Raw genomic sequence first — 15,948 nt, forward strand, 5'->3', positions numbered from 1 at the left:
CGGTCTGGCTCGGTGACTCGCATCTCGAGCTTGAGAGGCTCTGTCCCTGGGAGTGCAGATATTTGTCGCAAGTTTGCCCGAGGAGTCGCACGAACAGGCCTGGAGCTTCGGAGCCAACAAGACAAGCGGGAGAAGCAGCAGCGCGGCGCGCGTGGTGGAATTCTTCCATTTTCCGCTGCTGTGTGCAACGCATTGCGTTAGGATCGTGGGTCTATGCTTTCTCGCATCCTTGGGTTGGCGCTGTTGGGGATTGTTGCTTCCTCGTCGCAAGAACTTCCAGACTCGTATCGCAAGATGTGTGCGGCCTGTCATGGCGACAATGCGCGCGGCACGGATCGCGGACCCAATTTGATCGACACGCGCTCCCTGCGTTCGAGGAGCGAGGCGCAGATTCGTGACATCATTCGCAACGGCACGCGCGGTGGGATGCCCGCCTTCCCTCTGCCTGCCGCCGATCTCGATACGCTCTCGAAGGTGATCCGATCCTGGAATGCATCGGCCTTTGATGCAAACCCCGCAGGTGATCTGGAGGCGGGGCAGAAGATCTTTGCGGGCCAGTGTCTGAGCTGCCATATGGTGCGCGGCGTTGGCGCCTCGAATGGCCCCGATCTATCGAATCTGGGCAACGAGATGACCGTGCGCGAGATCGAAGAAACGCTCAGCAACCCCAGCTCCCGCAAAGGGAAGCGCAATGGCGCTTCGTGCCCGAGCTGGGCCTTCTGTGCCGATGATCCCTGGGGCGTCGTCACGGTGCAATTGAAGAGCGGCAAGAGCCTGCGCGGCTTTGCACGCAGCCAGGGAGCGCATGATCTGCAGTTGCAGGACTTCAACGGCAAGATCACGCTGTTGACGGAGAAAGATTACACACGCGTCGACAAGGAAAAGGGCTCCTACATGCCCGCCTATCGCGGCCATGACAGCGAGAAGCGGAATCTGGTCGCTTATCTGAGCCGCTTGAACGGGATTCCGGAAGGACCGCTGCCGCAGGAGTCCGCGCCGGTGTCGCGTGCGGATCGGGATCGCGTACAGAAGCCCGCCGCGGGCGAGTGGCCCGGCTATCATGGCCTGCCGAGCGGCAACCGGCACAGCGAACTGGCTCAAATTACGACTTTAAATGCTGCGAAGCTGAAGCCGGCCTGGAGCTATTCGCTGCCGCACATGAGTCTGCAGACGACGCCGCTGGTGGTAGACGGCATCATGTACGTTACGGGGCCGAATCAGGTGTGTGCGCTCGACAGCAGTACGGGCCGCGAAATCTGGTGCTATGTGCGGCCGCGTGGGGATGCGACGAAGATTTCGGGCGATGCGGCCAAAGGCGCGCAGCGTGGCGCGGCCATCCTCGGAGATCGGGTGTTCTTCTCGACAGACGATGCCCATCTGATTGCCCTGAACCGGCATACTGGTGCGCTCATGTGGCAGAACTATATGCCGAAGGGGCCGGGTGCCTTTGGAGCCACCGCCGCCCCGCTGGTGGTGGGCGATCTGGTGGTGGCCGGAATTGGTGGCGGCGATGCGCCGCTGCGAGGATTCCTTGCCGCCTACCAGGCGACGACTGGCGAAGAGGTTTGGCGCTTCTATACGATCCCAAAGCGCGGCGAGCCTGCTTCTGAGACCTGGAAGGGAAAAGCGATCGAAACGGGCGGTGGCGCTACTTGGCTGACAGGTTCCTATGATCCGGCGACTGATACCTTGTACTGGCCTACAGGGAACCCTTATCCCGATACGGATGGCGATGAACGCATTGGCGATAACCTCTATACCAACTGCGTGCTGGCGCTCGATCCGAAGACTGGCAAGCTGAAGTGGCACTTCCAGTTCACCCCGCACGATCTGTGGGATTGGGATGCGACGGAGCCGCTGGTATTGGTGGACGCAAAGTTTCAGGGCCGTGATCGCAAGCTGTTATTGCAGGCAAACCGGAATGGCTTCTTTTATGTGTTGGATCGCACGACGGGGGAGTTCCTTTTAGGCACACCGTTTGTGAAAAGGTTGACCTGGGCTACAGGGGTGGATACAAAGGGACGACCAATGCTTGCACCCAACAGCAAACCGACGATTGGCGGCATTCTCACCTGTCCAGCTGTGCGTGGGGCAACAAACTGGTATTCCACCGCCTATAACCCGGCGACGAAGTTGTTCTACGTGATGGCTGTAGAGGACTGCAATATTTATCGGCAGAGCGGGAGCTGGTTTGTCCCATATAGCGACCCAGCCAATCCGGCGGTGAAGCTCCTGCGGGCGCTCGATATTGAGACCGGCAAGGTGGTGTGGGAAGTGCCGCAGGTGGGGGCTCCGGAGAGCAACTACTCGGGAGTGCTTTCGACGGCGGGTGGCTTGTTGTTCTATGGCCAGTCCGGCGGCGATTTTGCGGCTGCCGACGCGAAAACGGGCAAGACGCTGTGGCATTTCAATACGGGGCAGGTCTGGAAAGCGTCGCCAATGACCTATCTGGTGAAGGGTAAGCAGCATGTCGCGATTGCGGCAGGGGGCAACATTCTGGCCTTTACACTCGACTAGAATGTAGAGTCTCAGCAGCTCCTTTAAGTAGGGATCTGCTGATGGGTAGCGACAGGAGAGAGCCCGAAGTTCATCCGTGGCATCTTGATCAGACTGGGTATCAGCGATTCTTTGAGCGCTGTTTGTTGCTGTCGACGATGAATCGTCAGCCGGGAATCCCCCCTGGTTTCCTTGGGTCGCTTATTGAGACATCGCAGCTAGTGAGTAGGACCAGTCGAAGGCTTCGATATCGGATTCTGAGACGTCGAGACGGGCGAAGATGATGCGCCGCTGTTTGGGGTTTATACCGGGTGAGTTCAAATTGAAGGCACCCGAGATTTCGCCGAGGGAAGTGGAGCGCTTGGTCTTGAAGTCGTAGAACAGAATACTGCGTGGAGTATTGCGGTCATCGGTCGGGGTACCGGCGCTGATAGGGTCGAGATAAACGATGCCGTCGGGAAGGGGCCGCCAGTAGCCAGACTTCGAGGTCGATGTCAGGATCGAAGACTGGCGGCAAGCCTTCGGCAAGGGCCGTTTCGACGACCAACGACAGAAAACGGAGCAGGCACGAGTCCCTCGAAAACTCCGGACTGCTCAGAATGCGATCAAGCTGCGTCCGGATCTCCGCTGCGGTTGGATCGGGAAGCGCAGAAGGGAACATCGGAGAACCTGCGGAAGTGTAGCACGAATTCCCTTTTTCCCTTCATGAATCGCTTGGCAGGGCCAAGGAGTTTGCTCCCTGGCCTCAGTGGCGAGCTTCGAGCTGCTTGAGCTCGTCTTCGATTCCGGTCATCTCCCATCGAATCATAGACATCGGGATGATGCCGGAGGCAAAGAAGCGATCCATGAAGTCCTTGAACTGAAACGATTGGGGGTTCTGGCGCGCGGAGTCGGCGATCAGCTTGTTGAAGGCGACCTTTCCTGCAATGTAGGTGGTGCCGTAGCTGGGCTGGGTGGCGTAAATGCTCATGTCCGTCCAAATCGTGTCGCCATTGGGCTGGAACCAGCCATTCGGTGTGTGGTCGACAATGTATTTCATCGCCTGTTCCAGGGTGAATTCGCCGCTATGGAACTTTAGGTCCGCGATGCCGCGGATGGCGCGGACGACCGCCAGGATGTGGACGAGCTCGCGGGCGCGGGGGCGCTGGTCGAGAATCCCAAGATCCATGGTGGCCTCCTCCCAGGCAGTGGCAAGGCCCTCGGACCGACCATCCCAGATGTTGTAAAGCAATCGCGTACGAATTGGGCTGTAGTGCGGTTCAATCTCCAGACGTTGCTTTTCCAGCCAGTGGATCATGTGGCTCTTCATGGGCATGGAATCGCGATAATCGACGTTTGTAAAGATGTCGAGAGCCGCCTTGGGAAGCAGGGTGGTTTTGCCCCGCAGGCGATCGAGATTCATGTACGCCGGGACGGTAAAGATCTCGTTTTCCCGTAGAAACTTCATAAATCCGTCGATTGCTTCGGTGTTACGGCGGTCATATTCCTGGGCTGTTGCCGGCAGGGCAAGGACGGGGAGATTCCGATTGCGGTGTTCTTCCAGTTTCCAGGCGGCGAGACTGCGCTCCAGCTCCAGCTCCATGATTTGGAGGAGCTGCTGCCAGGTATAGGGGTTCAAGTGGACATTCTTGAGATACCAGTTGTAGTTCACTACACCCACCCCAGATCCTGTCTTCATGGTTTTGACCCTGCCCTCCATCCACTTGATGAAGTCGTCGACGGCGGCCTGGGCCTGCAGAATAGCGGGCACCAGTTTGAAATTCGTCTCACCAAAGCGGCGTCCCACGGTAGCGAGTACGTAACTCTCCTGCTTTTTGGCGTGGATGGCGATGGTGTAAAGGTCTTTGGCGTCTTCGGTCAGATTGGACTTGGCCTGCTTGAGGATGGCGGGAATCGCCTGCAACTTACCCAGAACATATGCCTCGTCCATTGGGGACAGGGGCATTTTGAGGGACCACAGTTCGAGGGTGCCGTACATGGAGGGACCCTCGGGAAGCGGGGTATCCGATTCCCTGTCGAAAATAATTCGGTAGAAGAGGGGATTGCGAGACCAGGGCCGGAGGACGCGGTGGTCAAAATCGAGGCCGTTCATCTCTGCGCGGACCAGGTTGTAGTCCACTTTCTGGGTGACGGTCCAACTGCTGATGTCGAAGGCTTCGAGGCGCTCCTGCCAGTGTTTTAATTCTCCCTGCTGGCGGCGCATGGCCGGAGCGGTGTAATCGGGGACGTTTTTCTTGACTTTCGGCTGTTGGAATTCTCGCCATTCCGAGAAGAATCGGAGCAAATCTCCGTGGGTGAGGGGGGCGGCGTCGGCGAGGGGGCACAGCAACACAACGATGAAAAGAACCGAGAGACGCATGTGTCCTTCATAGTGACAGAATTGACCATCTTCTCGCCAAGGGTCTAGAATAGAGGATTGGTCCCTCGTCAAATTGCCGTGTATGAACATGGCAACCCTCTTGAGGCCCAGACGGGCATGATTCAGCGGGTGGCTAATTTCCAAAGAGCAGGAGTCGAATCAATTCAGTGGCTGAGGCAATAAAGCGAATTTTCACGTCGGAATCGGTGACTGAAGGTCACCCCGACAAGATGGCGGATCAGATCTCGGATGCGGTACTTGATGCTGTATTGGCCGAAGATCCGACGGGGCGAGTGGCTTGCGAAGTACTGGTGACAACCGGCATCTGCGTAGTGGCTGGCGAAATCACGACGACGACCTATGTCGACGTTCCGGATTTGGCTCGCAAAGTAATCAAAGAGATTGGGTTTGACGATGCCGCCTTTGGCTATGACGGCAACACTTGTGGCGTTCTGAACGTCATCCAGCGCCAGAGTCCGCACATTGCGATGGGCGTGGATACGGGTGGCGCCGGTGACCAGGGCCTCATGTTCGGCTATGCCTGCAATGAGACTCCGGAACTGATGCCGCTGCCGATCATCCTGTCGCACAAGCTGGTGCGCAAGTTGAGCGAAGTGCGCCGCGCCGGCACGCTGAGCTATCTGCGTCCCGACGGCAAGAGCCAGGTGAGCGTCGAGTACAACGGCGACCAGCCAGTGCGCATTGATGCGGTGGTCATTTCCACGCAGCACGGCGACGACGTCAGCACCGAACAGCTCCGCGCGGACGTGAAGAAGCTGATCATCGACGCGGTTCTGCCCGCCGACATGGTGGACGGCGACACGAAAATCCACATCAACCCGACCGGCCGCTTCGTGATCGGTGGTCCCAATGGCGATACCGGCTTGACCGGCCGCAAAATCATCGTCGACACCTACGGTGGCATGGGCCGTCACGGTGGCGGCGCTTTCTCGGGTAAGGATCCGACAAAGGTAGACCGTTCCGCTTGCTACATGGCCCGCTACATTGCAAAGAACATCGTGGCTGCCGGCCTTGCCGACCGCTGCGAAGTGCAGCTTGCCTACGCCATCGGCGTGGCCGAGCCGGTGAGTGTTCTCGTGGACACCTTCGGCACCGGCACTGTTTCGAGCGAGAAGTTGACCGAAATCGTTCGCGCGAATTTCAAGCTCACCCCCAAGGGCATTATCGAGTCTCTCGACCTGCGCCGTCCGATCTATCGCGATACCGCAGCGTTTGGCCACTTCGGCCGCACGGAAGATACCTTCACGTGGGAGAAGACCGATAAGGCAGCGGCGCTGAAAGCCGCTGCGGTTTAGGCATCCCGGATGAACATAGGGGGCGATGCGGGGAAACACCAGCATCGCCCCATTATTTTGTAGTCAGTATTACGCGAAGAAAGAGCGCTCATCGATATGGCATTGATTGAAGGTTGCCGGCATGAATTAGAGTTGACGGTCCCGGTTGAGGAGATCGCCAAGGCCACCGAAACGGTACTCGCCAAGATCCAGAAGAAAGCCCAACTGAAAGGGTTCCGGCCGGGCAAGGCGCCGATGAGCGTCATCCGCAGCCAATTCCAGAACGAGATCCAGCAGGACGTCATTGAGGAAGTGATTCCGAAGGCTCTGAGCGACCGTTTCGCCGCAGAGAAGCTTGCTGTCGTTGGTCAGCCCAGTATCACCGAATTGAAGTTTGAACCGAACGAACCGATGGTGTTCAAGGCTCAGTTCGATGTTCATCCGGAATTCGATCTCAAGGAATACAAGGGCCTTGAGGTGGAGTACGAAGACCCGCAGGTGACGGAAGAAGAGATTGCGGAACGCCTGGAGCAGATTCGCGACTCCAAGGCCGACTACGTGAACATCGACCCACGTCCGGCGCAGTTGGACGACTATGTCGTTGTCGGGATTGAGAGCGGCGATGGCCTCGAAGGCGAGCCGATGCGCAACCCCGAGATGACGCTGCAACTGGGCAATCCCGATACGATCCCCGCCTTTACCGAAGGGATTGTCGGCATGAGCCCGGGCGAGAGCAAAGACATCCAGGTGAGCTACGGTGAGGATTATGGCCAGGAGCGTCTGGCCGGCAAAACCGTCACTTTTGAAGTGGAATTGAAGTTCATCCGCCGCAAGGATGTTCCGGCCTTGGATGACGAGTTTGCGCAGTCGATGGGTGACTTCCGTACCTTCGACGAATTCAAGGAGCAGGTGAAGGCCAGCATTTTTACCGAGCGCCAGTTCCGCGCTCAGGACGACGCGAAAAACAAGCTGATCGAAAAGTTGGCCGACAGCCACGAGTTCGCGGTGCCGGAGACTTATGTCGATCGCCAGTTGCAGATCCAACTCGAGAGCTATGCGCGCTCGTTGCAGATGCAGGGTATCGATCCGCGCCAGTTGAATCTGGACATCAACAAGTTCAAGGAGAGCCAGAAAGACCGCGCGATCCGCGACGTGAAGGCGACCCTGCTACTGGACAAGATTTCTGAAGTCGAGAATGTCACGGTGGCCCAGGACGATGTGGACCGCGAAGTGCAGCGGGCCGCCCGCCAGCAGCGCGAGCCGGTGGCTGCTGTTCGTGCGAAGCTCGAAAAAGATGGCGGACTCGATCGGATCGCGAATCGCATTCGCACCGAAAAGACGATCGCGTTGTTGTTCGACGCTGCCCGCAAGGTGACCCCTGTCCCCGCGCCTGCAATCGAAGCGACCGAGCCAGAGAAGACCGAGAGCGAGAGCTAAGAGGAGAATTCCATGTCTGAAGACCTGTCACGCCGCAATTTACTGAAGCAATCTGCTGTGGCCGCCGCTGTCAGCGCGGGCCCGGCTGTACTCACCTCAAGCGCGCAGAAGAATGATCGATTGCGCGTCGGCTGGATCGCGGCCGGAATGCGCGGCCAGCATGTCATGAAGCAGATGTACCTGCTTTCCAAGGACATGGTCGAGGTGACGCATGTCTGCGACACCTACCAGGGCAATCTAGCCAAGGCGAAGGACATCGTGCAGACCGAGGGTAAGAACACGCCGAAGACCTCGGTGGATTACCGCGATGTTATCAATGACCCGAATGTGGATGTGATCTTCATCGCCTCGCCCGAGCATTGGCACTATCCGATGGCGATGGCGGCGCTGAAGGCGAAGAAGCACATCTATCTCGAAAAGCCGATCGCACACACGATCGAAGAAGGCTTTGAGATTGTCGCGCTCGCCGAGAAGACCAATGTTGTTGTCCAGGTGGGTACGCAGAATCGCTCGAACAAGCTGTACATCCAGGCGAAGAAGATGGTGGAAGACGGCTACATCGGCGAAATCCACTACACGCGCGCTTTCTGGTATCGCAACTTCGATCAGACGGTGGATCCGGCGAAGGGTGTTCCGGCGGCCTGGCGCTACATTGTGCCGGCAGACGCTTCTCCCGAGAACACCGATTGGCGGCGCTTCCTTGAGGCGGCCGAACATAAGAACATTCCGTTCCACAAGGGCCGCTACTTCCAGTGGCGCAACTATTGGGACTACTCGGGCGGTATCTCCACTGATCTTCTGGTGCACCAGACCGACATCACGAATTTTGTGGTCGGCGGGCTGGTGAAGGCAGAACTGCCCAATAGCTGCATGGCCTCGGGCGGCATCTACCAGTGGGGCGCTCCGGACGATCGCGAAGTGCCCGATACGATGAGCGCGCTGTATGACTATCCGAATAAGTTCCACTTGAACTATTCGTGCTTCTTTGGCAACGACCAGTATGGTTACGGCGAACAGTTCATGGGGCAGAAGGGCACCATCGAAGTGATGGACCGTCAGAATCTGTACTTCAATCCGCAGCCGAAGTTCATCAGGAACATCAAGCCGTTCTCGCCGCATGCTCCACTGACGATGAACTACCTGAAGGACTTCAACCAGCCGGACGCGACCGCAGACCACGTCAAGAACTTCCTCGAAGCGGTGCAGGGCAAGGCGAAGGCCATTGCTCCGGCGCGCGCAGGCCAGATTGCGGCGATTCCGGGTCATATGGCGACCCAGAGCTACCGCCAGAAGAAGGCTGTGTTCTGGGATGCCAAGGCGAACAAGCTGAAGATCGGCTAAGCAGTTTTCCTGTAAATGGAGAAGCGGACAGTGCCAGAGGGCGCTGTCCGCTTTTTGCGTTTTCGGGAGAGTTAGCGCTTGCGGCGCAGCCAGACGAGGAGCCCGGCGCCAGCCGCGCTGAGGGCGAAGGTGGCGGGTTCCGGCACGTCCGCAGCCGGGTCACCGAGGTAGATCTCTCCCGGGCCGGTGATTGTGAGGGCGAAGGCGCCCGATGAATTCTCACTGAAGGCTGTCGATACGAAAAAGTAATGGATGCCGCTCTCGAGGACGTGGTCAAATCCCGAATCTCCGTTGGATCCAAGGTAGTCGTCATTGCCGATCATGAAATTCGTGAGGGGGGCGCCGGGGTCAAAACTGTTCTGGTAAAGAACGGTGAAATTGTCCCAACCTGCAGTCGTCTCGAGGAAGGAGTAAAGTCCGCTTTCGGAAACGGAGAACTCTAAGACATGAAATCTCACGTCGGTTCCTGCAGATGGAAGATACAAGCCGTATGCATCTGGTCGATTCCAAGTGGGACCGCCGGCTGTGGTGCCGTCGAAGCTAAGGGTTCCGGCGCTGGCCAGTTGGCAAACAAAGGCCAGACAAAGGATAGGGAAAGTAAAATGTCTCATCGCTTCTGGAGTGTAGGGTGGATCTACCCTACAGGTCCCGAAGCTTGTGCTTAGCCGGTCAGTCCCACCGGGCTAGCCCGGAAATGTCATCAAGAAGTTGCAAGTGAGCTTTTTGGCGGCAAAACGGATCTGCCCGGAATCGATTCACCAACGCAGACTTCGTTCTATCGCCTGCGGCGCAGCCAGACGAGGAGTCCGGCGCCGACCGCGCCCATGGCGAAGGTGGAGGGTTCGGGAACGGCTGCCGGGCTGAGGGAGATCTCTCCCGGGCCGTCAATCGTGAGGGTGAAGGCGCCGTAGTGGTTAACGTTGAAGCCTGTCGATATGAAAAAGTAGTTCACTCCGGCGACTAGAGATTGGTTAAACCCGGATCCTTCGGAAGCAATATTAGAATCGTCATTGCCGATCATGAAATTCGTGAGGGGGGCGCTTGGGTCAAAGCTGTTCTGGTAGAGAAAGGTGTAATTGTCCCAAGTTGCAGTCTCGTTGAAGGAGTAAGAGCCGCTTTGCGAAACGGAGAACTCCAGTACATGAAATCTCACCTGGAAGGATTCTACATAGGTGCCAAGTTCAAACGGCCGCTTCCAAGTGGGCGCGCCGGTTGTGGTGTCATTGATGACAAGCGTTCCGGCGCTGGCCAACTGGCAGGCCAAGGCCAGGTAGAGGATGGGCAAGGAAAGATATCGCATAAAGATGTGTATATAACTCGGCAGAATGCCTTCCAGGCATTAGGTTTGCTTAATAGAAATCTAGGGACGGTATCTGAGGGCGTTCGGACGATCTTGAAGCGAGACAGGGGAAGGCGAAGGTCATCGTTCTGGCGCGTGCGGGACAAATTGCCGCGATCCCGGGTCACATTATCGCCAGGAGGCCGCATTCTGGGATGCCAAGGCGCACACGCTGAAGATCAGCTCGATTCCGTGCTACATCGTTGAAGAAGGGCGGCGCCATCGGCGCCGCCCTTCTTTGTTTGCAACCATACTTCTTCACTGCCGCCTCTTGGCCGGTGCTTAACTCTTTCTTTTGCGCAGGCGGAAGAGCACGAGTCCGATGCCTACGGCACCCATCGTGAGTGTGGATGGTTCGGGAACTGCTGCCGGGGTGAAGGCGTTAATCGAGCCGGGCCCGTTGATGGTGAGGGTAAAATTACCCGCATCTGAATTGTCGTAACCGGTAGACACCAAAAAGTAGAGCGTACCTGCCGTCAAGTTCTCCGTAAACCCGGAACGATGGCCCGGCCCGGAGATGTCATCATTCCCGCGAATGAAGTTGACCAAGGGTGTTGAGGAGTGGAACGAGGTCCGGTAGAGAAAGATATAGTTATCCCAGTCTGAGCCGGTGACAACCTCCAGGAAGCTATAGTTTCCACTCTGGGAAACGGAGAAACTAATCACATCAAATCGCACGTTTGTGCCGACGTTTGACAGAGAGGAGCCGTCTTCCCGTGGGCGATTCCATCTGGGGTCGCCAAGGGTAGATCCATTGATCGTGAGGGTAGCCGCGCTGGCCAGTTGGCAGGCGAAGGCGAAGCAGAGGACAGGAAAAGTGAGGTATCTCATATCTGTCCCTGAGCGTAGGGCGGACTGATTTTGAATACTTTGGTCTATCCGTACCCGCACGATTCGACTTTGTACGGGATATTCCGGTAGGCTAAGCTCGCTTTGCGGATCGAGCGATGCTGCCATAGTGACCAGCGCTACCGGCAGAAGGAGAGCCGTGTTCTGGGACGGGAAGGCGAATCAGGGGAAGATTGCTTCAGGGATTCCCGCAGATGGAAAAGCGGACGGCGTCAAATGGCGTTGTCCGCTTTTTGCGTTTTAACGCTTGCGGCGTAAAAAGAAGAGAAGCCCGGCGCAGGCGGCGCCCCTGATGAAGGTGGAGGTTCGGGGACGGCGAGGAGAATATCTCCGGGCCGTGAATCGTGAGGCTGAAAGCGCCATAGTGGGTCATGGTCAAGCCTGTCGATATAAAAAAGTAGTTGACCCCGGCGACTCAAGATTGGTTCAATCCAGAACCTGTGGGCGCAATATCAGAATCGTCATTGCCGATCACGAAATTTGTGAGGGGGCGCTTGGGTCAAAACTGCTCTGGTAGAGAAAGGTGTAATTGTCCCAAGTGGGAGTCTCTTCGAAAGAATAAGATCCGCTTTCGGAAACAGAGAACTCCAAGACATGAAACCTCACCTGGAAGGATTCTACATAGGTGACGAGTTCAAACTGCTGCTTTTCAGTGGGCGCGTCGCTTGTGGTGCCGTCGAACTGGCAGGCCAAGGCCAGATAGAGGACGGGAAGAGAAAGAAGGATCTTCAGCGCTGTATCGACGGAATCTTTCTCAACGATTAGGCATGCTAAATAAAAATCCCAAGGGAGAGATCTGAGGGCTAGTTCTTTGCCACCCTTGCTGTGATAGCCTAAGGCGTTTATGGAATCCTCCAACATGCTCATTGTTGCGGCCGTGATGGCCATCTTTGTCTACGGAATGATTGCAGCGATGCTCGGCAGTATTCTGCCCGATCTTTCCAAACGCTTCAGTCTCACCCCTTCGCAAAATGGCGCGATCGCGACGATGCAGGCGATCGGACTTGTGATTGGCTCGCTACTCCAAGGTCCACTGATCGATCTGCAGGGCAAAAAAGTTGGCTTGGTATTGGGACTTGGTTTGATTGCCCTGGCGTTGTTCCTACTGCCGAAGTCGAAGGGCTTCAGTACGATTCGCATTTATATGTTGGTGTTGGGAATCGGCGGCGGCATTATTGTCGCGGGCGCTAATGCGCTGGTCAACGATGTAAAGACAGACAACCCCACGGCGCTGTTCAATGGCTTCAATACCTTCTTTGGGCTGGGCGGCATTGCCACTCCGTTTATTGCGGCCAACCTGTTGGGTGGCAACTCCTTCAAGCTTTGCAACCTGACGGCAGTGCTGACGGTGATCACGCTGGGCTTGCACTCGGTGACCGACATGCCGGTGCCCACCGGCGTGGTGCAGTTCCACTTCTCCGACGTCCCCGCGCTGTTGATGAACCCCGGCCTCTTTCTCCCCGCCTTGTTGCTGTTTCTGTATGTCGCCTGCGAAGTGGGCGTCTGGAACTGGGTGGTACGCCATCTGATCGCACAGGGCATCAACGAGAAGAAGGCACTGAACATTCTTTCCTTCGGCTTCGCCCTCGGCCTGCTGGCAGGACGCCTGGTGGTGGCCACCGGAATCTTCGCCAGCTTTACGAACGCACAGATTTTGATGGGCGCCTCGATCGGTATCGCAGTCACCACGTATCTGATGCTGCAGTTTAAGGATGCGAACATGGCCTGGGCCATGGTCTTTGCTGCCGGTGTGGCGATGGCTCCTGTGTTTCCGACAGCACTGTCGATGGTGGGCGCAACCTTCACCACCGGTACGGCTACCGCAATCGGCGTCGCAGTCACCTGCGGCTGGCTGGGTCTGGTGACCAGTTCGCCGATCATTGGCGGCGTGGCGGGCGGGGAAGCAACTGGCCTCAAGAAGGCGCTGCTGCTGCTGCCTTGCGCAGGCGTCCTGATGTTCCTCGTAACCCTGGCGCTCTAAACACGTCAGAATGGGGGAGTGAAGTATTTCCTTCTGACAGGACTCGCGTGCCTGTACGCGGCCGATCCGGTTGGTCCGCGTATCGGCATCATCGATTCCTATGGCGCGCATAGCTTTTCGACCGAGAAGTTGCGAAAAGAATTGAAAGTCGCTGAGGGAGATCCCCTCCCTCCTTCGAAGGGCGATCTCGAAGAGCTTCTCATTGGCATCAAGGGCATCGCCCGGGCCAATGTAGAAGCCATCTGCTGTGAGCAGGGGAAAGCCATCTTCTACATTGGCGTCGAGGAGCGCGGACGTCCGCACCTCGATATTCGCGAAGAACCGAAGAACGAGACCCTCGTGATGCCCGAGGACGTTACGGCGATGTACAACCGGCTGATTGCCGCGATCGCCGAAGCGACGCGGGTGGGCGAAACTAGCGAGGACTGGAGCCAGGGCTATGCATTGATGCAGAACCTGGAAGCCCGTCTGGTGCAGATGCGCCTGCCGGCGATGGCAGAAGACCAGCAGAAGATTTTGCGCGAGATTCTCCGTGAAGGCGCAGACCCTGATGACCGCCGGGTTGCGGCAACAGTCCTCGGCTATGGCCCCAAGTCACAGGCGATCATCGAAGATCTGCAACTGGCGCTGCGCGATCCCGATCAAGAAGTCCGTGCGGCTGCGCTGCGCAGTCTGGCTCCCCTGGCATCCTACGCGCGCAAGCATCCAGAAGCCGAAATTCGCGTTCTCACAACCTGGTTTGTCGAGATGCTGAATAGCGTCGCCTGGAAAGATCGCATGAATGCGATGAATCTGCTGATCGAGCTGACGGCAGAGCGGGACGAGAAGCTGATTCGCCATATGAAGGAGCGCGGGATTCCGGCTCTGGCGGAGATGGCACAGTGGAAGCACCTGCCGCACGCTCTGCCTGCGTACATCCTGCTAGGGCGGGTGGCCGATCTGAGCGAACAAGAGATTCAGGACACCTGGAGCGCGAATCAGCGCGAAGACACCATCAAGAAGATTCGGAAGAAGCTGAAGGCTTAGTTTTTAACGAAGCCGTGGGAGCCACATGCCCATTGTGGCGATGGCGATGCCGACGCCCATCGCGAGGGTAAGCATGGTCAGCCCACCGGCCATCGCCAGTCTGCTGCCTGGCCCACCCCGGTCTTTGGCCCGGAGATAAAGCTCCAGAATCGCAAGTGGCAGCAGATACTGTGCAAAGGCGAGGAAGGTCAGGAACGGGCCCTCAAAGCGCTGTGGATCGAAGCCTACTGGTCCCTTGTTGACGAAGAGCCACAGCATCAATCCGATCCGGAAGAACCAAACTCCTGCGGCCACAAGAAATAATCGCAACGCCCAGCGGCGATGGGCTCCGAATTGTCTGGCCCGGGCATAATGCAGGGCGAAAGCGGCGCATGTCATGATGAGCAGCGCATTGATGCTAATGCTGACGTGCTGGGATAAGTCGCCCACGGAACCTCGCACCCACACCATAAAGAGTCCGCCGATGCTGATTAGGAAGGCTGTTAGCAAGTAAATCCGGCCATTCCATCGGTGCAGGGACGGGGCATATTTCCGGACCTGCGGGATCAGTTGGAGCGCTCCGCTGAGAATGATCAGGATCGCCAGGAACAAGTGCAGGCCGACTGCGAAATTCCCTACTGGATCACCGGCCAGATACCCGTGCGGCATCCCCTGGTTCCAGCGAGCGAGATCCCCCTGTACCGTGGCCCGGCCATAGAACAACGCGATGTAGAAGGCAAAAATCAACTGTCCGAGGACAGCGGTGAGGAACCAGAATCCGGCGGCGAATCGCAGGGCGTGTTGGGCGGTCCGGCCCCATGTTGGTGACGGGAATGCTTCTGCTGCGCCGGAAAGGGCGAACTCCTCGGAACGATGGATCACGGCCAGCCTCCAGCAAGTCTCACTCGATACGCTGTTAGCAACGAAGGCTGCGGGAGAAAAGTTCCGAAGAGAATTGGCTGGACGCGTGCCTAGCGCAGCCCCTTTGCCTTCAGATGGGCGATCAGCGCGGCCGGGTCGTCAGTGATGATTGCATCGACACCGTCTGCAATGAGCTGATCCCAGATTTTGACATCATTTGCCGTCCAAGGAACCACCTTCATTCCGGCGGCATGTGCTTCGTCCACCCGGGCCTTGGTTGTCAGGCGGTAGTGTGGGCTCACCATATCGATGCCCAGATCTTTCGCGGCCTGCACATAGTCCAACTTCACGACTGCTTCTGCCATGCCGGTGGGGTGCAAGGCGGAAAGATGCAAGGTTGGCGAAAGCTTCCGCAACTCGGTGAGGGTACGCCAGTCGAAGCTCTGGATGATTACGCGCGATTCCAGCTTGTGCTTCTGAACGGCATCGAGCACCATGCGTGCAAACTCGGCCGGGGGCGGTGTGAGTTGGGGCTTCGAGGCTGAGCTCTTGGTCTCGACGTTGAAGCCGAAGTTCCCTTTGGGCGCCAGTGCAAGCACTTCGTCGAAGGTCGGGATGCGAGTGCCGGGGATGGTCTGTTGCTGGGGGAACTCAGGGTTCCGCTTTGAGCCGCAGTCCCATTGCTTGATCTGTGCGAGCGTCGATTCGCGAATCACCAGCGGCAAGCCTGCGGGTGCCATACAGATGGCTGGATTCAACTGCGGATCGTGACTGACCACCAGGACATTGTCCTTGGTGACGGCCAGGTCGAGTTCGAGAAAATCGGCTCCCTGCGCAATCGCGTATTCAAAGGCAGCGATGGAATTCTCTGGTCTTGCTGCACGGGCGCCGCGATGTCCATGCACCAGAATTTTAGCTTCGAGGCTCAACAATAAGGAGAGTAGCAGCAGCGCAATTTTCATCTGTCCACAGGATATACTTCAAA

14 protein-coding genes are annotated in these 15,948 nt (G+C 57.5%); 6 read left to right on the plus strand and 8 right to left on the minus strand.

The features are described 5' to 3' along the window. Positions 1-213: 213 nt before the first annotated feature. Positions 214-2,517: an outer membrane protein assembly factor BamB family protein gene (locus M017_RS27530; RefSeq protein WP_051669701.1), complete on the plus strand. Its 2,304-nt coding sequence runs from the start codon at positions 214-216 to the stop codon at positions 2,515-2,517. A 180-nt stretch (positions 2,518-2,697) separates the two neighbouring features. On the opposite strand, the gene M017_RS0108875 is transcribed toward M017_RS27530, so the two are convergent. Together M017_RS0108875 and M017_RS0108880 are read right to left on the minus strand one after the other, a co-directional pair. Further along, on the minus strand, positions 2,698-3,024 hold the full coding sequence (locus tag M017_RS0108875) for a hypothetical protein (protein ID WP_031497455.1): 327 nt from the start codon (positions 3,022-3,024) through the stop codon (positions 2,698-2,700). Between the two features lie 217 nt (positions 3,025-3,241). Continuing rightward, entirely contained in the window at positions 3,242-4,855 is a 1,614-nt protein-coding gene (locus tag M017_RS0108880; protein ID WP_031497456.1) for a DUF885 family protein, read from the minus strand. Positions 4,856-5,034: 179 nt separating this feature from the next. Between M017_RS0108880 and metK the strand changes: the two genes are divergently transcribed. The 3 genes from metK to M017_RS0108895 all read left to right on the plus strand — a co-directional run bounded on the left by metK (position 5,035) and on the right by M017_RS0108895 (position 8,928). Further along, positions 5,035-6,171, plus strand: a complete 1,137-nt coding sequence (gene metK, locus M017_RS0108885) for a methionine adenosyltransferase (protein ID WP_202901677.1) — start codon at positions 5,035-5,037, stop codon at positions 6,169-6,171. Between the two features lie 96 nt (positions 6,172-6,267). After that, positions 6,268-7,587 carry a trigger factor gene (gene tig, locus M017_RS0108890; protein ID WP_080507588.1) on the plus strand — a complete coding sequence of 440 codons (1,320 nt, stop codon included), beginning with the start codon at positions 6,268-6,270 and terminating at the stop codon, positions 7,585-7,587. A 12-nt stretch (positions 7,588-7,599) separates the two neighbouring features. Next, entirely contained in the window at positions 7,600-8,928 is a 1,329-nt protein-coding gene (locus tag M017_RS0108895) for a Gfo/Idh/MocA family protein (RefSeq protein WP_031497461.1), read from the plus strand. Between the two features lie 71 nt (positions 8,929-8,999). On the opposite strand, the gene M017_RS0108900 is transcribed toward M017_RS0108895, so the two are convergent. From M017_RS0108900 to M017_RS0108915, 4 genes are all read right to left on the minus strand, one after another. Then, positions 9,000-9,539, minus strand: a complete 540-nt coding sequence (locus M017_RS0108900; RefSeq protein WP_080507589.1) for a PEP-CTERM sorting domain-containing protein — start codon at positions 9,537-9,539, stop codon at positions 9,000-9,002. A gap of 164 nt (positions 9,540-9,703) precedes the next feature. Next, positions 9,704-10,228, minus strand: a complete 525-nt coding sequence (locus M017_RS0108905) for a PEP-CTERM sorting domain-containing protein (RefSeq protein ID WP_051669705.1) — start codon at positions 10,226-10,228, stop codon at positions 9,704-9,706. A 321-nt stretch (positions 10,229-10,549) separates the two neighbouring features. Beyond that, the gene (locus M017_RS0108910; RefSeq protein WP_031497465.1) at positions 10,550-11,098 is read right to left on the minus strand and encodes a PEP-CTERM sorting domain-containing protein; all 549 of its coding nucleotides are present in this window, start codon (positions 11,096-11,098) and stop codon (positions 10,550-10,552) included. Positions 11,099-11,587: 489 nt separating this feature from the next. Further along, on the minus strand, positions 11,588-12,004 hold the full coding sequence (locus tag M017_RS0108915) for a hypothetical protein (RefSeq protein WP_155121316.1): 417 nt from the start codon (positions 12,002-12,004) through the stop codon (positions 11,588-11,590). Between M017_RS0108915 and M017_RS0108920 the strand changes: the two genes are divergently transcribed. Beyond that, positions 11,976-13,097 (plus strand): MFS transporter, encoded by a 1,122-nt coding sequence (locus tag M017_RS0108920; protein ID WP_031497468.1) that lies wholly within the window; start codon positions 11,976-11,978, stop codon positions 13,095-13,097. The two genes, M017_RS0108915 and M017_RS0108920, sit on opposite strands and share 29 nt — an antisense overlap. 18 nt (positions 13,098-13,115) lie before the next feature. After that, positions 13,116-14,123 (plus strand): HEAT repeat domain-containing protein, encoded by a 1,008-nt coding sequence (locus tag M017_RS0108925; protein WP_031497469.1) that lies wholly within the window; start codon positions 13,116-13,118, stop codon positions 14,121-14,123. A gap of 3 nt (positions 14,124-14,126) precedes the next feature. Here M017_RS0108925 and M017_RS0108930 read toward each other — a convergent pair whose 3' ends face one another. Next, a complete protein-coding gene (locus M017_RS0108930) occupies positions 14,127-14,984 on the minus strand; it encodes a DUF2306 domain-containing protein (protein WP_051669706.1) in 858 nt (285 codons plus the stop codon). A gap of 89 nt (positions 14,985-15,073) precedes the next feature. Next, on the minus strand, positions 15,074-15,925 hold the full coding sequence (locus M017_RS0108935; RefSeq protein ID WP_031497473.1) for a glycerophosphodiester phosphodiesterase: 852 nt from the start codon (positions 15,923-15,925) through the stop codon (positions 15,074-15,076). Between the last annotated feature and the right edge of the window lie 23 nt (positions 15,926-15,948).

This window comes from Bryobacter aggregatus MPL3 (assembly GCF_000702445.1).
In the GTDB taxonomy this organism is placed as follows: domain Bacteria; phylum Acidobacteriota; class Terriglobia; order Bryobacterales; family Bryobacteraceae; genus Bryobacter; species Bryobacter aggregatus.